The organism is Saccharothrix sp. (assembly GCF_031180885.1).
Classification (GTDB): Bacteria; Actinomycetota; Actinomycetes; order Mycobacteriales; family Pseudonocardiaceae; genus Actinosynnema.
Genome location: NZ_JAPSLK010000001.1, coordinates 1 through 19,032 on the forward strand (window position 1 = coordinate 1; position 19,032 = coordinate 19,032).

General features: G+C 72.3%; 19 protein-coding genes. 3 read left to right on the forward strand and 16 right to left on the reverse strand.

Annotation, left to right across the window (positions count from 1 at the left end):
- Window positions 1-127 precede the first annotated feature (127 nt).
- From RIN75_RS00005 to RIN75_RS00050, 10 genes are all read right to left on the reverse strand, one after another.
- Window positions 128-859: a hypothetical protein gene (locus RIN75_RS00005; protein WP_309109623.1), complete on the reverse strand. Its 732-nt coding sequence runs from the start codon at window positions 857-859 to the stop codon at window positions 128-130.
- Between the two features lie 259 nt (window positions 860-1,118).
- A complete protein-coding gene (locus RIN75_RS00010; RefSeq protein WP_309109624.1) occupies window positions 1,119-1,625 on the reverse strand; it encodes a hypothetical protein in 507 nt (168 codons plus the stop codon).
- The gene (hemB, locus tag RIN75_RS00015) at window positions 1,607-2,584 is read right to left on the reverse strand and encodes a porphobilinogen synthase (RefSeq protein WP_309109625.1); all 978 of its coding nucleotides are present in this window, start codon (window positions 2,582-2,584) and stop codon (window positions 1,607-1,609) included. Before hemB ends, RIN75_RS00010 begins: the two co-directional genes overlap by 19 nt.
- 62 nt (window positions 2,585-2,646) lie before the next feature.
- A complete protein-coding gene (locus RIN75_RS00020; RefSeq protein ID WP_309109626.1) occupies window positions 2,647-4,179 on the reverse strand; it encodes a bifunctional uroporphyrinogen-III C-methyltransferase/uroporphyrinogen-III synthase in 1,533 nt (510 codons plus the stop codon).
- Between the two features lie 14 nt (window positions 4,180-4,193).
- The gene (gene hemC / locus RIN75_RS00025) at window positions 4,194-5,135 is read right to left on the reverse strand and encodes a hydroxymethylbilane synthase (RefSeq protein WP_309109627.1); all 942 of its coding nucleotides are present in this window, start codon (window positions 5,133-5,135) and stop codon (window positions 4,194-4,196) included.
- Window positions 5,132-6,466: a glutamyl-tRNA reductase gene (locus RIN75_RS00030; protein WP_309109628.1), complete on the reverse strand. Its 1,335-nt coding sequence runs from the start codon at window positions 6,464-6,466 to the stop codon at window positions 5,132-5,134. Before RIN75_RS00030 ends, hemC begins: the two co-directional genes overlap by 4 nt.
- A 70-nt stretch (window positions 6,467-6,536) precedes the next feature.
- Complete coding sequence (locus RIN75_RS00035) at window positions 6,537-7,322, reverse strand: redox-sensing transcriptional repressor Rex (protein WP_309109629.1); 786 nt, start codon at window positions 7,320-7,322, stop codon at window positions 6,537-6,539.
- Between the two features lie 306 nt (window positions 7,323-7,628).
- Window positions 7,629-9,116, reverse strand: coding sequence for a molybdopterin-dependent oxidoreductase (locus RIN75_RS00040; RefSeq protein ID WP_309109630.1), 1,488 nt, complete (start codon window positions 9,114-9,116; stop codon window positions 7,629-7,631).
- A gap of 82 nt (window positions 9,117-9,198) precedes the next feature.
- Window positions 9,199-9,435 (reverse strand): glutaredoxin family protein, encoded by a 237-nt coding sequence (locus tag RIN75_RS00045; protein ID WP_309109631.1) that lies wholly within the window; start codon window positions 9,433-9,435, stop codon window positions 9,199-9,201.
- Window positions 9,436-9,896: 461 nt separating this feature from the next.
- Complete coding sequence (locus RIN75_RS00050) at window positions 9,897-11,366, reverse strand: AMP-binding protein (protein ID WP_309109632.1); 1,470 nt, start codon at window positions 11,364-11,366, stop codon at window positions 9,897-9,899.
- A 171-nt stretch (window positions 11,367-11,537) separates the two neighbouring features.
- Here RIN75_RS00050 and RIN75_RS00055 point away from each other — a divergent pair, with 171 nt between their 5' ends.
- The 3 genes from RIN75_RS00055 (at window position 11,538) to RIN75_RS00065 (ending at window position 14,332) form a co-directional block, all read left to right on the forward strand.
- Entirely contained in the window at window positions 11,538-12,191 is a 654-nt protein-coding gene (locus RIN75_RS00055; RefSeq protein ID WP_309109633.1) for a sigma-70 family RNA polymerase sigma factor, read from the forward strand.
- Between the two features lie 104 nt (window positions 12,192-12,295).
- Window positions 12,296-13,399: a DUF5667 domain-containing protein gene (locus RIN75_RS00060; RefSeq protein ID WP_309109634.1), complete on the forward strand. Its 1,104-nt coding sequence runs from the start codon at window positions 12,296-12,298 to the stop codon at window positions 13,397-13,399.
- 39 nt (window positions 13,400-13,438) lie between these two features.
- On the forward strand, window positions 13,439-14,332 hold the full coding sequence (locus RIN75_RS00065; RefSeq protein ID WP_309109635.1) for an HAD-IB family hydrolase: 894 nt from the start codon (window positions 13,439-13,441) through the stop codon (window positions 14,330-14,332).
- 5 nt (window positions 14,333-14,337) lie between these two features.
- On the opposite strand, the gene RIN75_RS00070 is transcribed toward RIN75_RS00065, so the two are convergent.
- From RIN75_RS00070 to RIN75_RS00095, 6 genes are all read right to left on the reverse strand, one after another.
- The gene (locus RIN75_RS00070; protein ID WP_309109636.1) at window positions 14,338-15,282 is read right to left on the reverse strand and encodes a lysophospholipid acyltransferase family protein; all 945 of its coding nucleotides are present in this window, start codon (window positions 15,280-15,282) and stop codon (window positions 14,338-14,340) included.
- Between the two features lie 10 nt (window positions 15,283-15,292).
- Entirely contained in the window at window positions 15,293-16,330 is a 1,038-nt protein-coding gene (locus RIN75_RS00075) for an NAD-dependent epimerase/dehydratase family protein (protein ID WP_309109637.1), read from the reverse strand.
- 183 nt (window positions 16,331-16,513) lie between these two features.
- On the reverse strand, window positions 16,514-16,615 hold the full coding sequence (locus tag RIN75_RS00080; protein ID WP_015105422.1) for a 30S ribosomal protein bS22: 102 nt from the start codon (window positions 16,613-16,615) through the stop codon (window positions 16,514-16,516).
- 125 nt (window positions 16,616-16,740) lie between these two features.
- A complete protein-coding gene (locus RIN75_RS00085) occupies window positions 16,741-16,950 on the reverse strand; it encodes a helix-turn-helix domain-containing protein (protein WP_121010260.1) in 210 nt (69 codons plus the stop codon).
- A 120-nt stretch (window positions 16,951-17,070) separates the two neighbouring features.
- Window positions 17,071-17,883 (reverse strand): pyrroline-5-carboxylate reductase, encoded by an 813-nt coding sequence (gene proC / locus RIN75_RS00090; protein WP_309109638.1) that lies wholly within the window; start codon window positions 17,881-17,883, stop codon window positions 17,071-17,073.
- Between the two features lie 350 nt (window positions 17,884-18,233).
- Window positions 18,234-19,028 carry a thioesterase family protein gene (locus tag RIN75_RS00095; RefSeq protein WP_309109639.1) on the reverse strand — a complete coding sequence of 265 codons (795 nt, stop codon included), beginning with the start codon at window positions 19,026-19,028 and terminating at the stop codon, window positions 18,234-18,236.
- Between the last annotated feature and the right edge of the window lie 4 nt (window positions 19,029-19,032).

A 19,032-nucleotide genomic window follows, 5' to 3' on the forward strand; every position in this document is an offset into this window, starting at 1 on the left:
GCGTCGCGGCTCGGCCGCCCTGAGGGTCGGCTCGTCGAGCCGCCTTTCCCGCCGATCGAAAGCGTGATCGTCGGGAAAGGCGACGCGACAAGCCGACGGCGGCCTCGCGGTTACCAGGCGGCCGGGATCAGGCCGACTTGAAGTAGTGGTTGGCGTCCGGCTTGAACATGAACACCAGCGCGCCGATGGTCAGGGCCAGCTGGATGATGCCGAACAGGCCCTGGATGACGCCGAAGATCCCCAGGCTGAACAGCAGGCCGATGCCGATCAGGCCGATCAGGCCGAAGATGATGCCCAGCCCGCCGAGGACGGTGAGCGTGATGCGCGCCCAGTTGGCACCGTTGCGCATCTGGAGCACCACGACGATCCACACGGCGAAGATCACCAGCTGGAAGATGCCGGTGCCGTAGGACGGCTCAACGGCCGCCGCCGAGGTGTCGAAGCCGGCGTCGCGCAGCGGCTTGAGGGCGGCCTCGGCCGCTTCCTTCGCGGTGATGAAGCTGAAGATCGTCGACAGGACGCCCAGGGCCGCGCTGATCATGAAGAGCAGGAACGCGGTGTCCACGGACTTGGGGCGCGGCGGCCGGTGCATCTCGTGCGGGGCCAGTGGCGGCGCGGCCGGCGGGTAGCCGGGCTGCTGCGGGTACCCGCCGGGCTGCTGCTGCTGGTAACCGCCCTGCTGGGGGTGGCCGCCCTGTTGGGGGTGGCCGCCCTGCTGCGGGTAGCCACCCTGCTGCGGGTAGCCACCCTGCTGGGGGTGGCCGCCCTGCTGCGGGTAACCGCCCTGCTGGGGGTACCCGCCCGGCTGCTGCGGGCCGTCCGGCCCGCCCTGGCCGTACGGGTTCTGAGGAGTGGTCATGCGCGGACCGTAGAAGCATGTGCGCGCTTCGTCGACTTGAAATCACAATCCGTTAGCTACCCATGGTGCAAGGCCGCTGACGGAACGCTGTGATCCGGAGGTCCGCCGAACTGTCGAACCAGACATTTCCCGCGCCGGCCCCGGGGGCCAGGCACTTCTCTGACGACCACGTACGCCGGCGCTTCCGGGCGGGCACCCGGGAGCGCATCAGGACGTGCGGCACGTCACCCGCCGGCCGTACCCGGAACCGGCCACGCGATCAGCCCGGTTGCAGCCTCGGCTTGGCGGTCGTGAAGTGCCCGGACACCGAAGGCAGGTACATCAGGACCAGGGCAATGCTGTCCAGGACCATCGTGATCACGCCGAACACGACTTCCTCGGGCGGGATCGCCAGCTGGAACGCCGCCGCAAGTCCCGACGCCACGGCGATCAGCCGCACGACGCCCAGGAACACGCCGACCGCGCCGAACACGGTCAGCACGATCCGCGCCCAGTTGCGGCCCTGCGCCATCCGGTTGGCCAGCAGCGCGTACACCAGCACCATCAGACCGCCCAGGAGCAGGCCGAACATCACGCCGCCGCTGGCCGCCGCGTCCAGCTCGTCCTGCGACAGCGTGGGCTGCTCCTTGCGCAGCCGGCCGATCAGCATCTCCCGGTCGGCCAGCTGCACCAGGAACCGGCCGAGCCCGACGACGGCGCTGGCGATCCACAGCCACCGAGCGATGTCGATCAGCTTGGGGGGCGGGGTCACTCCCGGTCGAGCCACCGCGCCGCCTCCACCGCCCAGTAGGTGAGCACGATGTCCGCGCCCGCGCGGCGGATCGACGTCAGCGTCTCCAGCACGGTCCGCTCGCGGTCGATCCAGCCGTTGCGGGCGGCGGCCTCGACCATCGCGTACTCGCCGGAGATCTGGTACGCCGCGACCGGCACGTTCGAGACCTGCGCGAGCGCCGCCAGCACGTCCAGGTACGGCAGGGCGGGCTTCACCATGACAATGTCCGCGCCCTCGGCGAGGTCCAGCTCGACCTCGCGCAGCGCCTCGCGGGCGTTGGCCGGGTCCTGCTGGTAGGTCTTGCGGTCACCCTTGAGCTGCGACTCCACCGCGTCCCGGAACGGCCCGTAGAGCGCGGAGGCGTACTTGGCGGAGTAGGCGAGGATGCCGGTGTCGGTGAACCCGGCCTCGTCCAGCGCGGCGCGGATGAACCCGATCTGGCCGTCCATCATGCCGCTGGGCCCGACGACGTGGGCGCCGGCGCGGGCCTGGGCGACGGCCATCTCGCCGTAGATCTCCAGGGTGGCGTCGTTGTCGACCTCGCCGGTGGCGGTGAGCACGCCGCAGTGGCCGTGGTCGGTGAACTCGTCCAGGCAGCAGTCCGACATCAGCACGGTGCCGTCGCCGAGTTCGGACCGCAGGTCGCGCAGGGCGGCGTTGAGGATGCCGTCGGGGTCGGTCGCGCCGGAGCCGACGGCGTCCCGGGTGCTCGGGACGCCGAACAGCATGATGCCGCCGACCCCGGCCTGGACGGCCTCGACGGCGGCCTTGCGCAGCGACTCGCGGGTGTGCTGGAGCACGCCCGGCATGGACGCGATCTCGGCCGGCGCTTCCGCGCCTTCCTTGACGAACATCGGCAGCACGAGCTGGCGCGGCCGCACGGTGGTCTCGGCGACCAGGCGGCGCATCGCCGGCGTGGTGCGCAGGCGGCGCGGGCGGTGGGCGGGGAACACGGGTGGCACTCCCTACGAAACAGGTCGGGGCCACCGTGGAAGTGACCCCGACCGATTGCTGTTTACGAGCGACGCAAACGCTTGGTCTTGCGCGGGGGCGGCAGTGCACCCTCCGCACGAAGACGGGCCGCGTGCTGGGCCAGCGCGTCGACCAGGGCCGGCACGTTGGCGTCCTCCGGCTGCACGTCGACCCGCAGGCCGAACTCGCGCGCCGTCTCCGCGGTCTGCGGGCCGATGCACGCGACGAGGGTCCGGGCGTGCGGCTTGCCCGCGATGCCGACCAGGTTCCGCACGGTGGACGACGAGGTGAAGCACACCGCGTCGAACCCGCCGGACTTGATCATCTCGCGGGTGTCGGCGGGCGGCGGGGCGGCGCGGACGGTCCGGTAGGCCGTCACGTCGTCGATCTCCCAGCCGCGCTCGCGCAGGCCCGCCGCGAGGGTCTCGGTGGCGATGTCGGCCCGGGGCAGCAGCACGCGGTCCACCGGGTCGAGGATGTCGTCGTAGGGCGGGAAGTCGGCCAGCAGGCCCTCGGAGGACTGCTCGCCGGAGGGCACCAGCTCGGGGATGATCCCGAACGAGCGCACCTTCGCCGCCGTGGACTCGCCCACGCACGCGATCTTCACGCCGGAGAACGCCCGCGCGTCCAGGCCGAACTCGCGGAACTTCTCCCACACCGCGCGCACGGCGTTGGTCGAGGTGAACACGACCCACTGGTAGCGGCCGTCGACCAGGCCCTTGACCGAGCGCTCCATCTGCGCGGGCGAGCGGGGCGGCTCGACCGAGATGGTCGGCACCTCCACCGGGATCGCGCCGTGCGAGTGCAGCCGGTCGCTCATGGCGCCCGCCTGCTCCTTGGTGCGCGGCACCAGCACCCGCCAGCCGTACAGGGCGCGGGACTCCCACCAGGACAGCTTCGCGCGGTTCGCGACGGCCGCGCCGACGGTCACCACCAGCGGTCCGGCGAGGTCGCCGGCGTCGGCGGCCAGCGACGCCAGGGTGGTGTCCACGGTGCGCTGGCCGAAGCCGGTGCCGTCCGCGGTCACCGCGACCGGGGTCTGCGGGGCCAGGCCGTGCTCGACCAGCGAGGACGCGGCCTCGGCGAGGTGGCTGCCGGTGGCGTGCAGCACGAGCGTGCCGGGCGCGGCGGCCAGGCTCGCCCAGTCGGTGACGCCCCGGACGTCGGCCTCGGTGTGCACGGCGCCGAGCGCCACGCCCGCGTACGCGGGCACCGCCGTGCCCGCCGGGACGCCCGGCACCACGTCGAACGCGATGGTCGTCTTCGAGACGGCGTGCGCCTCCTTGACCACGGAGTCCAGCGTCAGCGGGTCACCCGCCACCAGCCGGACCACGGTGTGGCCGTTCTTCGCCTCGGCGACCAGGTCCTTCGCCACGTCGGCCGGGTCGCCGACCGCCGGGCGGGTCTCGACGCCGTCCGGTACGAGGGCGACCACCTCGGCCGGCACGTCCGGGTCCGTCACCACCAGCTCGGCCTTGGCGAGCAGGTCACGGGCACGGACCGTGAGCAGGCCGGTGTCGCCGGGGCCGGAACCCACGAAGGCGACGCGGCCAGGGGTCTTGCGTGCGCGGGTCATCAGGGCACTCCCCATCAACTACGCCCTTCCGACCGCGCAGCGGCGAGGCCGGAAAGGTCGAGCAACTCGGCGGCCAGCGCGCGGCCGAGTTCCTCTGCTGCGGTCAAGTCACCGGTGGCGGACGCACGGAGGAGGTCGCCGTCCTCCGCCGCCATGACCCCGCGCAGGGACAGGCGGAGGACTACCGCTCCCTGCTCGTCGAGGTCTTCCACCACATCGGCCAGTGCGCCGACCGGCGCGCTGCAACCAGCCTCGAGCGCGGCCAACAGGGCGCGCTCGGCGGCGACAGCGGCCCGACTGGCCGAGTCGTCCAGAGTGGACCGGAGGAGGTGCTCGGTGTCGACGTCGTCGACCCGGCACTCCACCGCGAGGGCGCCCTGGGCGGGCGCGGGGAGCATCTGGATGGGCTCCAGGGTCTCGGTGATCTCGGCGGTGCGGCCCAGGCGCGCGATGCCCGCGCGGGCCAGCACGACGGCGTCCAGCTCGCCGTCGTTCACCTTGCGGATGCGGGTGTCCACGTTGCCGCGCAGCGCCACGACCTCCAGCCCGAGCCCGAGGGCTTCGAGCTGGGCGGCCCGGCGGGGCGAGCCGGTGCCGACGCGCGCGCCGGCGGGCAGCTCACCGAGGGTCAGGCCGTCCCGGGCGACCAGTGCGTCGCGCGGGTCCTCGCGCGGGGGCACGGCGGCCAGCGAGAGCCGGGGGTCGCGGGCGGTGGGCAGGTCCTTGTAGGAGTGGACGGCGACGTCGATCTCGCCGTTCGCCAGCGCGTCGCGCAGCGCCGAGGTGAACACCCCGACGCCGATCTCGGCGATCGGCGCGGACGACCGGTCGCCGGGGGTGGAGATGGTCACGATCTCCACGTCGGCGCCCGCGGCGCGCAACGCGTCGGCCACGTGACCGGTCTGCGCGAGTGCCAGGGCACTGCCGCGCGTGCCGATCCTCAGGGTGCGGTTCACCGCTTCTCACCTTTGGTCTGCGTCGGGTTCTGCGTCGAGAGGGGCGTGCTGACGGCGGCCGGTTTCTGCGGGTCGAGGCCGAACAGCTCGCGCAGCGCGTCGGCGTAGCCCTCGCCGCCGGGCGCGGCGGCCAGCTCCTTGACCCGCACGGTCGGGGTGTGCAGGAGCTTGTCGACCACGCGGCGCACGGTCTTGGCCAGTTCGTCGCGGACCGCGCCGTCGAGCTGGGGCAGCCGGGAGTCCAGGCGCAGCAGTTCGGCGTCCACGACCTCGGCGGCCCGCTTGCGCAGCGCCGTCACGGTGGGCGTGACCTCGGCCTTGCGCTGGCCGGCGAGGTAGGCGCGGACCTCCTCGGTCACGATCTCCGCGGCGCGGCTCGTGCCGAGGCCGGCGGGGGCCTCGGACAGCCGGCGCTGGAGGGTCTCCAGGTCGACCACGCGCACACCGGACAGCAGCGCGGCGGCCGGGTCGACGTCCTTGGGCAGGCCCAGGTCGCACACGACCAGCGGGCGGCCGGGCTCGCGGTCGCCGATCAGCTCCGCGCCCACGACGGCGTCGACCGAGCCGGTGCAGGCGAACAGCACGTCGGCGCGGGCGATCTCGGCGGTCAGGTCGGACAGGCCGGTGGACCGGGCGGGGACGCCGTCGGAGGTCAGCGACTCGGCCAGGCGCGCGCCGTTGACCGCGGTGCGGTTGGCGATCACGACCTCGCCGATGCCGGCGCGGCGCAGGTGCGCGGCGGCCAGGCCGCCCATCGAGCCCGCGCCCACGATCAGCGCGCGCCGGCCTTCGAGGCCGCCCAGGGCGGTGGCGGCGTCGGACAGGGCCTCGGAGACCACGGACGCGCCGGCCTGGTCGATGTCGGTGTCGGAGTGCACCCGCTTGCCGACCCGCAGCGCCTGCTGGACCAGCTCGTGCAGGGTGCGCCCGACCACACCGGCCTCGTCGGCGCGGTTGTAGGCGGTGCGCAGCTGGCCGAGGATCTGGGCCTCGCCGACGACCATGGAGTCCAGGCCGCCCGCGACGGAGAACAGGTGCTCGACGGCCGCGGCCGAGTAGTGCACGTAGAGGTGCTCGAACAGGTCGGCGGGCTCGGCGGCGGCCTGCCGCGCGAGGACCTCGACGACCTCGTTCATGCCACCGTGGAAGGTCTCGACGACCGCGTAGACCTCGACCCGGTTGCAGGTCGACAGCAGCACCGCCTCGGAGACGCTGGGCGCCTGGAGGAGCTGGTCGAGGACCTTGCCGAGGTCGGAGTCGGCGACGGCGACGCGTTCCAGCACGGGAACGGGGGTGGTGCGATGCGAAAGACCGACGACGAGGACACTCATGCAGGAACCCTGCCCATGGTCGGCTCCGCCGACGTGTCCCCGTAGGCCCTCCGGCCCACAACCCGCACGATCACGGGCGAATCACCACCCCGTCCACACCGACACCGTTGACGACGTCACCGGCGGCCTCGTCAGCCCGTCGCGCGACGTGGAACGACAGGATCTGCATCTCGACCGCCAGGTCGACCTTGCGCACCTCGACGTAGTCCGGCACTTGGAGCACAACGGGTGCGAAGTTCAGGATGCACTGCACTCCGGCGGATACCAAACGGTCGCAGACGGCTTGAGCGGCCTGCGGCGGCGTCGCGATGACCCCGATCGAGACCTCGCGTTCGGCGCAGACGGACGTGATGTCGTCGATGTGGTTGACAGGTATGCCACCTACGGGCACTCCGGTCAGGTCCGGGTCGATGTCGAAGAGCGCGGCGACCGGGAAACCCCGGCTCGGGAAGCCGCCGTAGTTGGCCAGCGCGTGACCAAGATTACCGATCCCGACGACCGCGACGGAGTGCTTCCGGGTCAGTCCGAGGATGCGCTCGATGTGGCTCACGAGCACCTCGACGTCGTAGCCGACGCCCCGCGTGCCGTACGAGCCGACGTAGGACAGGTCCTTGCGCAGCTTCGCCGAGTTGACCCCGGCGGCGCCCGCCAGCTCCTCGCTGGAGATGGTGGTCACGCCCTGCTCGGCCATGCCGGAGAGCACCCTCAGGTAGACGGCCAGCCGGGCCACGGCGGCCTCCGGGATGGCCCGGGCGCGCTCGCGCACGTCGGCGGCGGACTCGGCGGGCGCGTCGGCGGATCTCTTCGCGGCGGCGGTGGTCACAACCTCGTCACCCGCGCCCCGCCGATCCACCACGCTGGCTCTCCTCGACATCCGACCGATTGACCCGCCGGGCACCGTCACCAGCGGGGTGATAGGCCCACCGTACCGCTTGTGAACGGATGCACAAAGTTGATGGGCGGCGGCCGGCACGGCCACCTGATCCCGGTCAACCCCCCATGGAACATCCCCCCGCAACGAAAGGGGGCCGGGCGCGGGCGTGGATACGCGCCGCACTCGGCCCCGGGCGGTTTCGGCCTGGTCCTCCAGCGCCGTTCCACCATCGAGTGAACCTCGCACGAGGTCCGCTCAAGATCGAGGGCGGTGTCCGGTTCGGGTGAATCACCCGACCGTGAAGGAGACGGAGTGCCAGCCGGTCGCGCCGTCCGGGACCGGGGCCACCCGCGCCTGCGGCTGGGTGGAGCCGGACTTGTCGGTGGCGCGGCTCTCGACGGTGTGGCGACCGGGGTCCAGGTCGAGCGGGAGGCGCCACATGCGCCAGGTGGCGTCGTCGACGTCGGCGGACAGCTCCGCGACCTGCCACGGGCCGCCGTCCACCCGGACCTCGACCTTCGCGATGCCCGTCGGCTGCGCCCAGGCGACGCCCGCGACGGTGACCCGGCGACCGGTCGTCGACCGGCCCTTCGGGGCGTCGATGCGGGACATGGTCTTGATCGGGGCGCGTTCGGCCCAGCCGCGGTCGAGCCAGTAGGCGCGCTTGGCGGCGAAGGTGGTGAGTTCGAGGTCGACGACCCACTTGGTGGCGCTGACGTAGCCGTAGAGGCCGGGGACGACCAGGCGGGCGGGGAAGCCGTGCTCGACGGGGAGGGGTTCGCCGTTCATGCCGAGGGCGATCAGGGCGCCCCGGGCGGGGTCCCGGACGACGTCCACGGGGGTGCCCGCCGTCCACCCGTCGGCGCTGGTGGAGAAGAGCTGGTCGGCGTCGGGCCGGATGCCCGCCTCGTCCAGGACCTCGTGGAGGGGAACGCCGATGAAGGTGGCCGTGGAGACGTAGGGGCCGCCGACCTCGTTGGAGACGCAGGTCATGGTGATGGCGCGTTCGACCAGGTCGCGGCGGCGGAGGTCGGCGTAGTGGAGGGTCAGTTCGCGGTCGACCAGGCCGTGGACGCGCAGGGTCCAGTCCTCTGCGCGCAGGCGCGGGACGCTCAGGGCGGTGTCGATGCGGTAGAAGTCGCGGTTGGGCGTGATGAACGAGGGCGTGCCGTCCTGGACGAAGTCCGCGCCGGCCGGGATGGCAGGCGCTTTCTTGGCCGCCTTCAACTCCCCGACGGCCGCCCGAGACCCTTCGACATCCGTCCGCGTGCCGAGGGCCTGCCCACCGAGCCCGGCGAACGCGCTGGCCCCGGCCACGATGAGCAGGTTGCGGCGGCTCTCGACGTGCCGCTCGGGCTGGGCCTCGCCGTGCAGCCACCGGAACACCCCGATCCCGACCGCGCCGGCCGCCAGTGGCGCGAGAATCGCGAGTTGCCCCAGGTCAGGCCGATAAAGCACCGCCGCGACCCCGACCGCCCCGAGGACGCCGGCCAGGACGGTGCCCGGCGTGGCCGTCTTTCGCGACAGCAGCCCGGCCACGACCGCCAGCGCCGCGATGACCAGTGCGATGCCGATCAGGAGGACGAGCTTGTCGTAGGTCCCGAAGGCGCGGACGGCGAAGTCCTTGAGGGGGGTCGGGGTGAGGTCGATGACCGCGTTGCCGACCGCGAGGAACGGCGAGGCGGCGGGGCCGACGAGCGCGGCGACGAGGTGCCCGGCGGCCAGCGCGGCGACGAGGCTCACGATCCCGACCAGTGCGGCGGTCCAACGGCTCATACGAAGAATTCGACACCCACCGCCGCCCGGTTCGCCGATTCCGTAAGCCCCCGGTAATTCCCTCCCCTTTCGGGGCGCCGCCTCAGGCCAGCGCCGCCCGCAACCGCTCCTCCTCGACGGACCAGTACCCGTGCTCCTCACCGTCCACGAGGATCACCGGCACCCGGTCCCCGTACTCGGCACGCAGCTCCCGATCACTGTCGACGTCCTGCACGTCCCAGGACACCCCAAGCTCCCCGCAGATCCGCTCGAGGTCGGCTTTGGCCTGGTCACAGGCATGGCAGTCAACCCGGCTCATCAGTGTCACGTGGTGGCTCACACCCCGATTCTCGCAGCCACCCACCGCCCCTCACCCACCGGAATTGTCAGTCCCCGATGAGACAATGGAGACGGGGGCCGGAGGCCACGCCCACGCGCCGCAGAGCGGCACCAAGCCCACCGACCGCCGACCCACCGAGGGTCGACCGCTCACCCGCCGACTGCCGCACGCCCGGACAGCGCCTCCAGGCCGACAGCCGCCAGCCCGCACCGGCACCCTCCCAGCCGCCCACGCCCCGCCGGCACCTCCCCGGGCCGCCGTGCCGGCACCAGCCAGCCCGGCTCGCCCAGCCCTCGCGGCCGTCCGAGCCCGGCCCGGCCAGCCCAGCCCAGCAAGGCCGGCCCGGCCCGGCCAGACCAGCCAGCGCGGCCCGGCCAGACCGCGCGACCGCCTGGCCACGCCCGAACCCCTCGCCATCCCCACCGCACCTGCCGGCCACCGGTCGGGGCCGCGCCGCCGGCTCAGGTCAGCGGCAGGCGCAGGCGGGCGCGGGCCAGTTTGCCGGTGGGCGAGTGGGGCAGGGTGGGCGCGAACTCGACGACCGTGGGCACCTTGAACTTGGCCAACCGGGCCGCGCAGTGCTCCTTCACCGCCTCCTCCGTCAGCCCCGCCCCGTCCACCGCCACCACGACGACCTTCACCGACTCCCCGGTCCGCTCGTCCGGCACCCCCACCGCCGCCGACTCCGCGACCCCCGCCAGCTCCGCCACGACCTGCTCCACCTCGTGCGGGTACACGTTGAAGCCGTTCACGATGATCAGGTCACCCGCCCGGTCCACCAGGTGCAGGTCGCCGTCCTCGTCGAAGAACCCCACGTCACCCGTCCGGAACCACCCCTCGGCGTCCGGGCCGTGCGCGCCGTCCGGCCAGTAGCCGCTGAACAGGTTGTCCCCGCGCGCCGCGACCAGGCCCGTCCCGGGCTCGTCCTCTTCGACGTCCAACGGGCGGCCGTCCGTGTCGACCAGGCGGACCTCGACACCCGGCAGCGCCCGGCCCACCGAACCGGGCTTCGGCACCCCGCCCACCAGCGTGGACGTCAGCACCGGCCCCGTCTCGGTCAACCCGTAACCCTCGTACACCGGCAGCCCGACCGCCTGCCGCAGCGCGTCCAGCACCCCCGCGGCCAACGGCGCCGCACCGGACGTGAACAAGCGCACGGTCGCCAAGTCCTCACGCAGCCGCTCGACGGGCTGTTTCAAGATCGCCTGGTACATCGGCGGCACGCCCACCAGCGTCGTCACCCGGTGCTCCCGGATGGCGTCCAGCGCGGCCGAAGCGTCGAACCGCTCCAGCAGAACCGCCGTCGCCCCAGCACCCGCGACCTGCAACAACCCCGGCCCCAGGCCGTAGACGTGGAACAGCGGCAGCGCCAGCAGGACCCGGTCACCGGCGGTCACCGGGGCCGGCCGCAGCGAAGCGCACTGGTCCACGTTGGCCAGCAGCGCCCGGTGCGACAGCATCGCCCCGCGCGGCTGACCTGACGTCCCGGACGTGTACCCGAGCACGGCCACGTCCTCGCCGGACCCGATCGACGCGAACTCCTCGCCGGGCACCAGCTCCGGCGACGGCAGCGCCTCCACGTCGGTCCCGTCCGCGTCGCCGACCAGCAGTCGCGCGCCCGAGTCGGCCAGGACCCGCTGCAACTCCCGCGCGGGCTGGCCCGGTCCGGCCGGCACCACGACGGCACCCGCGCGCAGCGCCCCGAAGACGGCCACGCAGAACCCGACCCCGGTGGGCAGCCGCACGACGACCCGGTCACCGGGCTCGACGCCGGCGTCCACGAGCCGGTGAGCCTCGCGGTCCACGAACGAGTCCACCTCGCCCCAGGTGCAACTGTTCGCAGTCGTGACATCGACCAGTGCGACGTGCTTGGGTCCACGTTGCGCGGAGGCGCGAACCAGGTCGGCGACGTTGCGAGCGGAAGCGGTCAAGGTGACCTCCTGGTGAACACTGCGAACCCTCCGCGCAGTCTGTCACGCACGGGCGGCGTCACGCAGTGCCTCCGAACGCGTCGCAGATTCGAGACCGGTTGCCGCTACCTACTACGGAGTAACAACACGTATGCTGCCCGAACGGCGACTCTGTGGAGGTGCCGCGAGCCGATGAGCGCAAGGGCTGGCGACAACACCATCAGGACCAACCGGACGCTCCGCTCGACGTGGAGCACTGGAGGGCAGTCCAACACGATCGACAGCGTGGAGACCGACCCGGCGGGAGAGCCGTGGGACCTCGTGCGTGCCGCCCAGGCGGGTGACACGGACGCGTTCGGGCTGCTCTACGACAAGTACGTGGACGTGGTCTACCGGTACGTCCTGTTCCGGGTCGGCGACCGCACCCTGGCCGAGGACGTGACCAGCGAGACGTTCCTGCGCGCGCTGCGCAGCATCGGGTCTATCAGCTACCAGGGTCGGGACGTGGGTGCGTGGTTCGTCACCATCGCCCGCAACATCGTCTTCGACCACGTGAAGTCCAGCCGCTACCGGTTGGAGGTCACCACGGCCGACCCGGACGACAACCGCGAGGTCGCGAGCGGTCCGGAGCAGGAGGTGCTGACCGACGCGGCCAACGCCGAACTCCTCCGGTGCGTAGCCCAACTGGGTGAAGATCAACGCGAGTGCATCACTCTCCGTTTCATCCAGGGCTTGTCCGTGGCCGAGACCGCCGCGAAGATGGGCCGCAACGAAGGCGCGATCAAGGCCCTCCAGCACCGCGCGGTGCGCCGGCTCGCCCAGTTGCTGCCGAACTGGCTGCGCTGACCCGCCGCCGAGGTTCCCCCGATCGCACGGTCGTGCCCGCGTAACCCCGGAACCTCCGGCTTCGTTACTCGGGCAGGTACTCCTCCACGAGTCGGTGCGGGATGGTGGGCAGAAGGATCACGCCGCTGGGGCGTCGCAGGCAGCACGAGCAGTTCGCTCGTGCGGTCGACGCGCAGCCCGGGGACCCGGCCCGGACCGGGTTCGCCGACGAGTTGGCCGTCGTCGCGCTGCTGCGCAAGGCGGCGGTGACGAGCGGACCGGACGACGCGACCAAGGCGCGGATGCGGGAACGGGTGCTCGGCGCGAACCCCGCCCCGCCCACCAAGCTCGACCCGGCCAAGCCCGACCAGCCCGGTCCCGACCGGCGACGGCCGCGCAGCGGAGCCCGCGGGCGGTTGGTGATCGCTCTCGCCGCCGCGTTGTGCCTGGTCCTGTCGCTGGCCGGGATGAGCCTGCTGCTCTCCCGCGACGCGCTGCCCGGTGACGCGCTGTACGGCGTCAAGCGCACCGCCGAGTCGGCCTCGCTGGGCCTGACCTTCGGCGAGGAGTCCAAGGGGTACAAGCGGCTGGAGTTCGCGGCTGCCCGCATCTCGGAGATGGAGACGCTGGTCGACCGCTACCGCGACGCCGGCGGCGGGCCGCTGGGCGGGTACCTGACCGCGCTGGCCGACTTCGACGCCGACGCCGCGGCCGGTTCCCGCGTGCTGGCCGCGCACGGGTCGAACTCGGACCAGCGCGCCCTCACCGGGCTGCGCGACTGGGCGGTGTCCCAGACCACCCGGCTGGGCGACCTGCGCGGCAGGCTGCCCGCCGAGGCCGCCACCCGCGCCGGCACGTCCCTCGAACTGCTCGACCGCATCGCCCGCCGGGCCGGGGACCTGGCCGCGCGCACCGGCTGCGCCACCGTCACCACCGGCCAGGTCGACGACGTCGGCCCCGTGCCCGCGACCGGCGAGTGCGCGCCGCCGACCACCGAGCCCAACCCGGTGCCCACCGACCAGCCGTCGGTCCCGGTGTCCACGCCCGCCGGCCCCACGACGGCCGCCGGCGAGTCCACCGCGCCGCCCGCGGCCACCCCGGGCACACCCGGCACCGGCGACCCGTCGCTGCCGCTGCCGCTGCCGCCCGTGACGACGGCCGTCACACCGCCCGTCCAGCTGCCGACGCTGTCGCTCCCGCAGCTACCGCTGCCCGGTCTCACCGGCTGATCGCTACCCTGTCCCCATCGGACCCCGGGAGGCGCTGACGTGGTGAAAAGGCGTGTGGTGGAGGGCTCTGCCGAGCGCGAGCGGCTCGCCGAGCTGGCCGGCGCGGCCTCGGCCGAGGCCGCCCTGACCACCCCCGCACCACCGGAACCCTCGGGCGCGCCCACCGACCTGACCGCCGCCGCCTTCTTCGACGTCGACAACACGATGATGATGGGCGCGTCGATCTTCCACTTCGCCCGCGGCCTCGCCGCCCGCAAGTACTTCAAGAACTCCGACCTCATGGGGTTCGCGTGGCAGCAGATCAAGTTCCGGGTGGGTGGCCGGGAGGACCCGCAGAGCGTCAAGGCCTCCCGCGAGCAGGCCCTGTCGTTCGTCGCGGGCCGGTCGGTCGCGGAGCTGGTCAGCCTGGGCGAGGAAATCTACGACGAGCTGATGGCCGACAAGATCTGGACCGGCACCCAGGCGCTGGCCCAGATGCACCTCGACGCCGGCCAGCGGGTGTGGCTGGTGACCGCGACCCCGGTGGAGCTGGCCCAGATCATCGCCCGCAGGCTGGGCCTGACCGGCGCGCTCGGGACGGTGTCGGAGAGCGAGAACGGCATCTACACCGGCAAGCTCGTCGGCGACCTCCTGCACGGCCGGGCGAAGGCCCACGCGGTCCGCGCGCTGGCCGCGAAGGAGGGCCTGGACCTGCGCCGCTGCACCGCGTACTCCGACTCGGTGAACGACGTGCCGATGCTGTCCGTGGTGGGCACGGCGGTGGCGGTCAACCCGGACTCCGGCCTGCGCGACACGGCCCGCAAGCGCGGCTGGGAGATCCGCGACTTCCGGACCGGCCGGAAGGCCGCGAAGATCGGCGTGCCCTCGGTCCTGGGCGCCGGCGCGGTCGCGGGCGCGATCGCCGCCGGCATGGCCTACCGCCGTCGCGGGTAGGCCGTTCAGCCGAGGAACACGTTCCGGCGCTGGGTGAGCAGCCGGTACAGGGTCTGCTGGATCGTCTCCCGCACCTGGTCGGTCAGGTTGAACACCAGCATCGGGTCGTCGGCCGCGCCCTCGCCGTGCACGTCGGTCCGGATCGGCTCGCCGAACTCGATGTACCACTTCGACGGCAGCGGGATCGCGCCCAGCGGCCCGAGCAGCGGGAAGAACGGGGTCACCGGGAAGTAGGGGAAGCCGAAGAGGCGGGCCAGCGCCTTGATGTCGCCGATCTTCGGGTAGATCTCCTCCGCGCCCACGATCGAGCACGGGATGATCGGCACCCCGGTCTTCAGCGCCGCCGACACGAAGCCGCCCCGGCCGAAGCGCTGCAGCTTGTACCGGTCCTTGAACGGCTTGCCGATGCCCTTGAAGCCCTCCGGCCACACCCCGACCAGCTCACCCGACCGCAGCAGGCGCTCGGCGTCCGGGTTGCAGGCCAGCGTTTGCCCGGACTTGCGGGCCAGCGCGCCCAGGACCGGGGTCTTGAACACCAGGTCCGCGCCCAGCATCCGCAGGTGGCGGTGGGCCGGGTGCTCGGCGCGGATGCCGTAGGCGGTCATGGTGGCGTCGAGGGGCAGGGTGCCGGAGTGGTTCGCGACCAGCAGCGCGCCGCCGGTCGCGGGCACGTTGTGCAGGCCGATGGTCTCCACCCGGAACCACTTCTCGTACAGCGGTTTCAGCGGCGGCATCAGGACGTGGTCGGTCAGGTCCGGGTCGAAGCCGAACTCGTCCACCTCGTAGTCGCCCTGCACCCGCCGGCGCAGGAACGCCAGGACGCCCGCCAGGCGCTCCTCCCACTCCGACGGGGGCGCTTCCGGGGCGGCCTGCTCGGGCTCCGCCGGAACCCCGGTCAGCTTCGCGCGCCGGCCCGGTGCGTGCAGGGGGATCACCCTTGCCTCTGCCACGTCCACCTCCTCACCGGAGCTTCGCCGCCGCGTCGAGCACGGTGCGCTCGACCGACGTCAACAGCTCGGGGTCGATCAGGGGCCGCATGCCGCGACCGCTCACGTAGTCGTCGAACGCCTGCTGCGTGGTCCAGCGCGGGGTGAAGCCGAACTCGCGCTTGAGCAGGGTGGTGTCCACGACGCGGCCCCAGTTCAGGAACCGCATCTGGTCCGGGGAGAAGTCCACCAGCCGCGCGCTGCGGAACAGCCGGCCAACGGTCGGCACGGCGGCCGTGGGCACCGGGAGCGGCAGCTTGCCCGCGCGGCGGATCGCCTGGGACAGCAGCAGCACGCCGTCCCCGCCGACGTTGAACACGCCGGGCAGGTCGTGCAGGGTCGCGCGCTCCAGCACGGCCAGCGCGTCCTCGGAGTGCAGCAACTGCACCCGCGCGTCGTAGCCGAGCACAGTGGGCACCACGGGCAGCGCGAAGTACCGGGTCAGGACGGTGTCGATGCGGGGGCCGATGAAGTTGGTGAACCGCAGCGTGGTGACGTCCACGTCCGGCCGGCGGCGGGCGAACCCGCGCACGTAGCCCTCGACCTCGACGGCGTCCTTGGCGTACCCGCTGGACGGCAGGTCCTTGGGCCCCATGTCCTCGGTGAACACCGCCGGGTCGCGCGAGGAGGACCCGTAGACGGCGCTGGTGGACTTCACGACGAGCTTGCGCACGTGTGGCGACTTCTGGCACGCGGCCAGCAGCTGCATCGTGCCGATGACGTTCATCTCCTTCATCACCGTGCGCCCGGACGGCCCGGCCGGGTTGGCGGTCACCGAGGCGTGCACGACGGTGTCGACGTGCGCGGTGGCGATGACCTTGGCGATGAGCGGGTTGCGGATGTCGGCGCGGACGAACTCGGCGCGCCCCATGCGGCGCAGCAGGTCACGGGGCGGCGGTTCGGTGTCCACGCCGAGGACCCGGTCGACGTCCGGGTTGGCGGCGAACCGCGCGGCCAGGTGACCGCCGAGGAAGCGGCTGCATCCGGTGACGAGAACGACCTTGGGCGCCATGCGACTCCGAGACGGTTGCGACCTGCGCGGACTGCTGCGACGTGGACTCTACCCACGGATTCGGGTACCCGATCGTCTCGCGGTCACGCTCTTGACGCAGGTCACCGCGCCATTCACCCGGATGGCCGCCGAACATGCCGGTGCCGGCGCCCCGGAGGGGACGCCGGCACCGAAGACCAAGGCTTACTTGCCGCGCTTCCTGCGCTGGACGCGGGTCTTGCGCAGCAGCTTGCGGTGCTTCTTCTTCGACATGCGCTTGCGGCGCTTCTTGATGACCGAGCCCATGCGGGTTCCTCACTCACTAGACGAAGGTGTTTCTCCACGCGCCGGTGGAGACACCCGCCAAACTCGGGCGCGCCGACACCAGGCACGAACGGCCTGTCAGTTTACCCGGCTGCCGACGCCCGCCCTCACCCGGCGTCGAAGTAGGCGTTGCGCAGGTACTCGTGCACCGCCTTCTCGGGCACCCGGAACGACTTGCCCACGCGCACCGCCGTGAGCTCGCCCGAGTGCACCAGCCGGTACACCGTCATCTTCGACACTCGCATCACCAGCGCCACCTCGGCGACGGTCAGGAACTTGACCTGGACCAGGGGTGCTCGATCGTTCTCCTCCGGCATGGATCACCGCGTCCTTCGACACGCGTCGTGCCGTCGGCTTCCCCACCGACGGTTCGACACGCACGTGCTCCTCTGAGAGTAACGGGACACGTGGGACTGGTGCGACGGCCAATGGCGGTATCAGTGGGCCTCGTGGGCCTGTCCCAGTTCCACCGAACGGTCCCGAGCAGCCTCGATGGCCGCCAGCAGGGCCGCGCGCACCCCGTGCTTCTCGAGTTCGCGGATGGCCATGATCGTGGTGCCGGCCGGCGAGGTGACGGCCTCCCGGAGGATCACCGGGTGGGTGTCGTTGCGGCTGAGCATCTGCGCCGCGCCCACCGCGCTCTGGATGATCAACTGGGTGGACAGGTCGCGCGGGATGCCGAGCAGGATGCCCGCGTCGATCATGGCCTCGACCAGGTAGAAGAAGTACGCGGGCCCGGACCCGGACAGGGCGGTGACGGCGTCCTGCTGGCTCTCCGGGACGCGGGCGACCTTGCCGACGGTGGTGAGCAGCTCCTCGACCAGGTTCAGGTGCTCGGCGCCGGCGTGCTTGCCCGCGGAGATCGCGCTCATCGCCTCGCCGACCAGCATCGGCGTGTTGGGCATGACCCGGACGACCGGCGTGCCCTCGGGGAGCCGGCGCTCGAAGAGGGTCGTCGGCAGGCCCGCGCACAGCGACACGACGAGCGTGCCGGACTTGATCACGGGCGCGAGTTCGTCCAGCAGCGGCTCGATGTCCTGCGGCTTGACCGCCACCACCAGCACGTCGGCGCGCCGCGCGGCCTCGGCCACGTCGAGCCCTTCGACGCCGTACTCCTTGGTGAGCGCGGCAGCCCGGTCCGGATGCTTCTCGGTGAACACCAGATCCTCAGCCGCCCGGCCACCCCGCAGCAGCCCGGACAGCAACGCCTCCCCGATCTTCCCCGCTCCCAGCACCGCGATCGTCGTCATGCGCCACAGCCTGCCACCCCGCCCCTACTCCGACCCACCGGCCCTTTCCGCACGCAACGCGGAGCAGGCGCTTTTGGCCAGCGGGCTGCCAAGCCACAGCGGGGCCTCGGTTCGTCCCCCGTACGGCCTGGGCGCAGCCCAACCGCGCTTCGCCCTTCTTGGCAACCAGCTTTACCGGTTGCCAAGAAAGGCGAAGGGTGGTTGCCTCCGGCAGGCCGTACGGGGGACGAACCGACGCCCTTCCACCCCCGGGGGGCCTGCCGCGCGGCGAGCGCCGCTTTTGATCTTGAGAGCGCGCAGCGCGTCCGCTTGAGAGCGCGCAGCGCGTCCAAAGCCCAGCGCGAAGCGCGTCAGGCGGAAGCGGGAGTGAGCGCCAACTGGCGGGCCTGACAAACGAGCCGCCCGGAAGAGTCGATCACGGTGGCGTCCTCGTCGAACCACTGCCCGTGAACAGCAGTACAAGCCACCCGCACCCGCAACCACCCCGAAGCCGGCCGCGCCCGCAACAACGCCGTCAACTGAACAGTCGGCGACCACCCGAACCGGCCCAAGTTGAACGTCACCGGCATCGAGATGTCCCCCACCACCAGCGCGAAGTACGGGTCCGGATCCTCCCCCAACGGCCGCGCCCACAACGTCAACACCAACGGGTCACCGACCCGGTTGCTCAGGAAACCCGCCCCGGCCCGGTCCAACCGCACATCGCACACCGACCCGAGCTTGTAAATCCCACCCGACCCCAACGAAGCCAAGTCCACCGCATCAGCCGGCGGCGCGGCAGCCACCGACGGCAAGTCCGCATAGTCCGGGGCCTGCCCAGGCATCCGCCCGACCGTCACCACCGCCTCGACACACGCCCGCCCGCGCTGCTCCAGGACGACCGCCACCACGGTCGCGGTCCGCCCCGCCTTCCGCACCGACGTCCGCAGCAACACCGGTCCCACCTCGGGCGCGTGCAGGAACTGGGCGCTCACCGCCAACGGCTCCCGCTCGTCACCCGGCATCACGACCTGCGCCGCGTCGACGGCCGCCCGAGCCGCCAAAGCCAGCAGGAACCCGCCGTGCGGCTTCGGGCCGATGGTCCACTCGCCGGGCAACGCCGCCGTGTAAGTGCCGTCGCCCAACGAGCGCACAGCGTTGGCCACGGAA

Coding starts and splice junctions, on each gene's coding strand:
- RIN75_RS00005 (WP_309109623.1), bottom strand. CDS start 859: ATGACCACTCCTCAGAACCCGTACGGCCAGGGCGGGCCGGACGGCCCG.
- RIN75_RS00020 (WP_309109626.1), bottom strand. CDS start 4,179: ATGACCCGCGCACGCAAGACCCCTGGCCGCGTCGCCTTCGTGGGTTCC.
- RIN75_RS00030 (WP_309109628.1), bottom strand. CDS start 6,466: ATGAGTGTCCTCGTCGTCGGTCTTTCGCATCGCACCACCCCCGTTCCC.
- RIN75_RS00040 (WP_309109630.1), bottom strand. CDS start 9,116: ATGAGCCGTTGGACCGCCGCACTGGTCGGGATCGTGAGCCTCGTCGCC.
- RIN75_RS00055 (WP_309109633.1), top strand. CDS start 11,538: ATGAGCGCAAGGGCTGGCGACAACACCATCAGGACCAACCGGACGCTC.
- RIN75_RS00075 (WP_309109637.1), bottom strand. CDS start 16,330: ATGGCGCCCAAGGTCGTTCTCGTCACCGGATGCAGCCGCTTCCTCGGC.
- RIN75_RS00080 (WP_015105422.1), bottom strand. CDS start 16,615: ATGGGCTCGGTCATCAAGAAGCGCCGCAAGCGCATGTCGAAGAAGAAG.
- RIN75_RS00085 (WP_121010260.1), bottom strand. CDS start 16,950: ATGCCGGAGGAGAACGATCGAGCACCCCTGGTCCAGGTCAAGTTCCTG.
- proC (WP_309109638.1), bottom strand. CDS start 17,883: ATGACGACGATCGCGGTGCTGGGAGCGGGGAAGATCGGGGAGGCGTTG.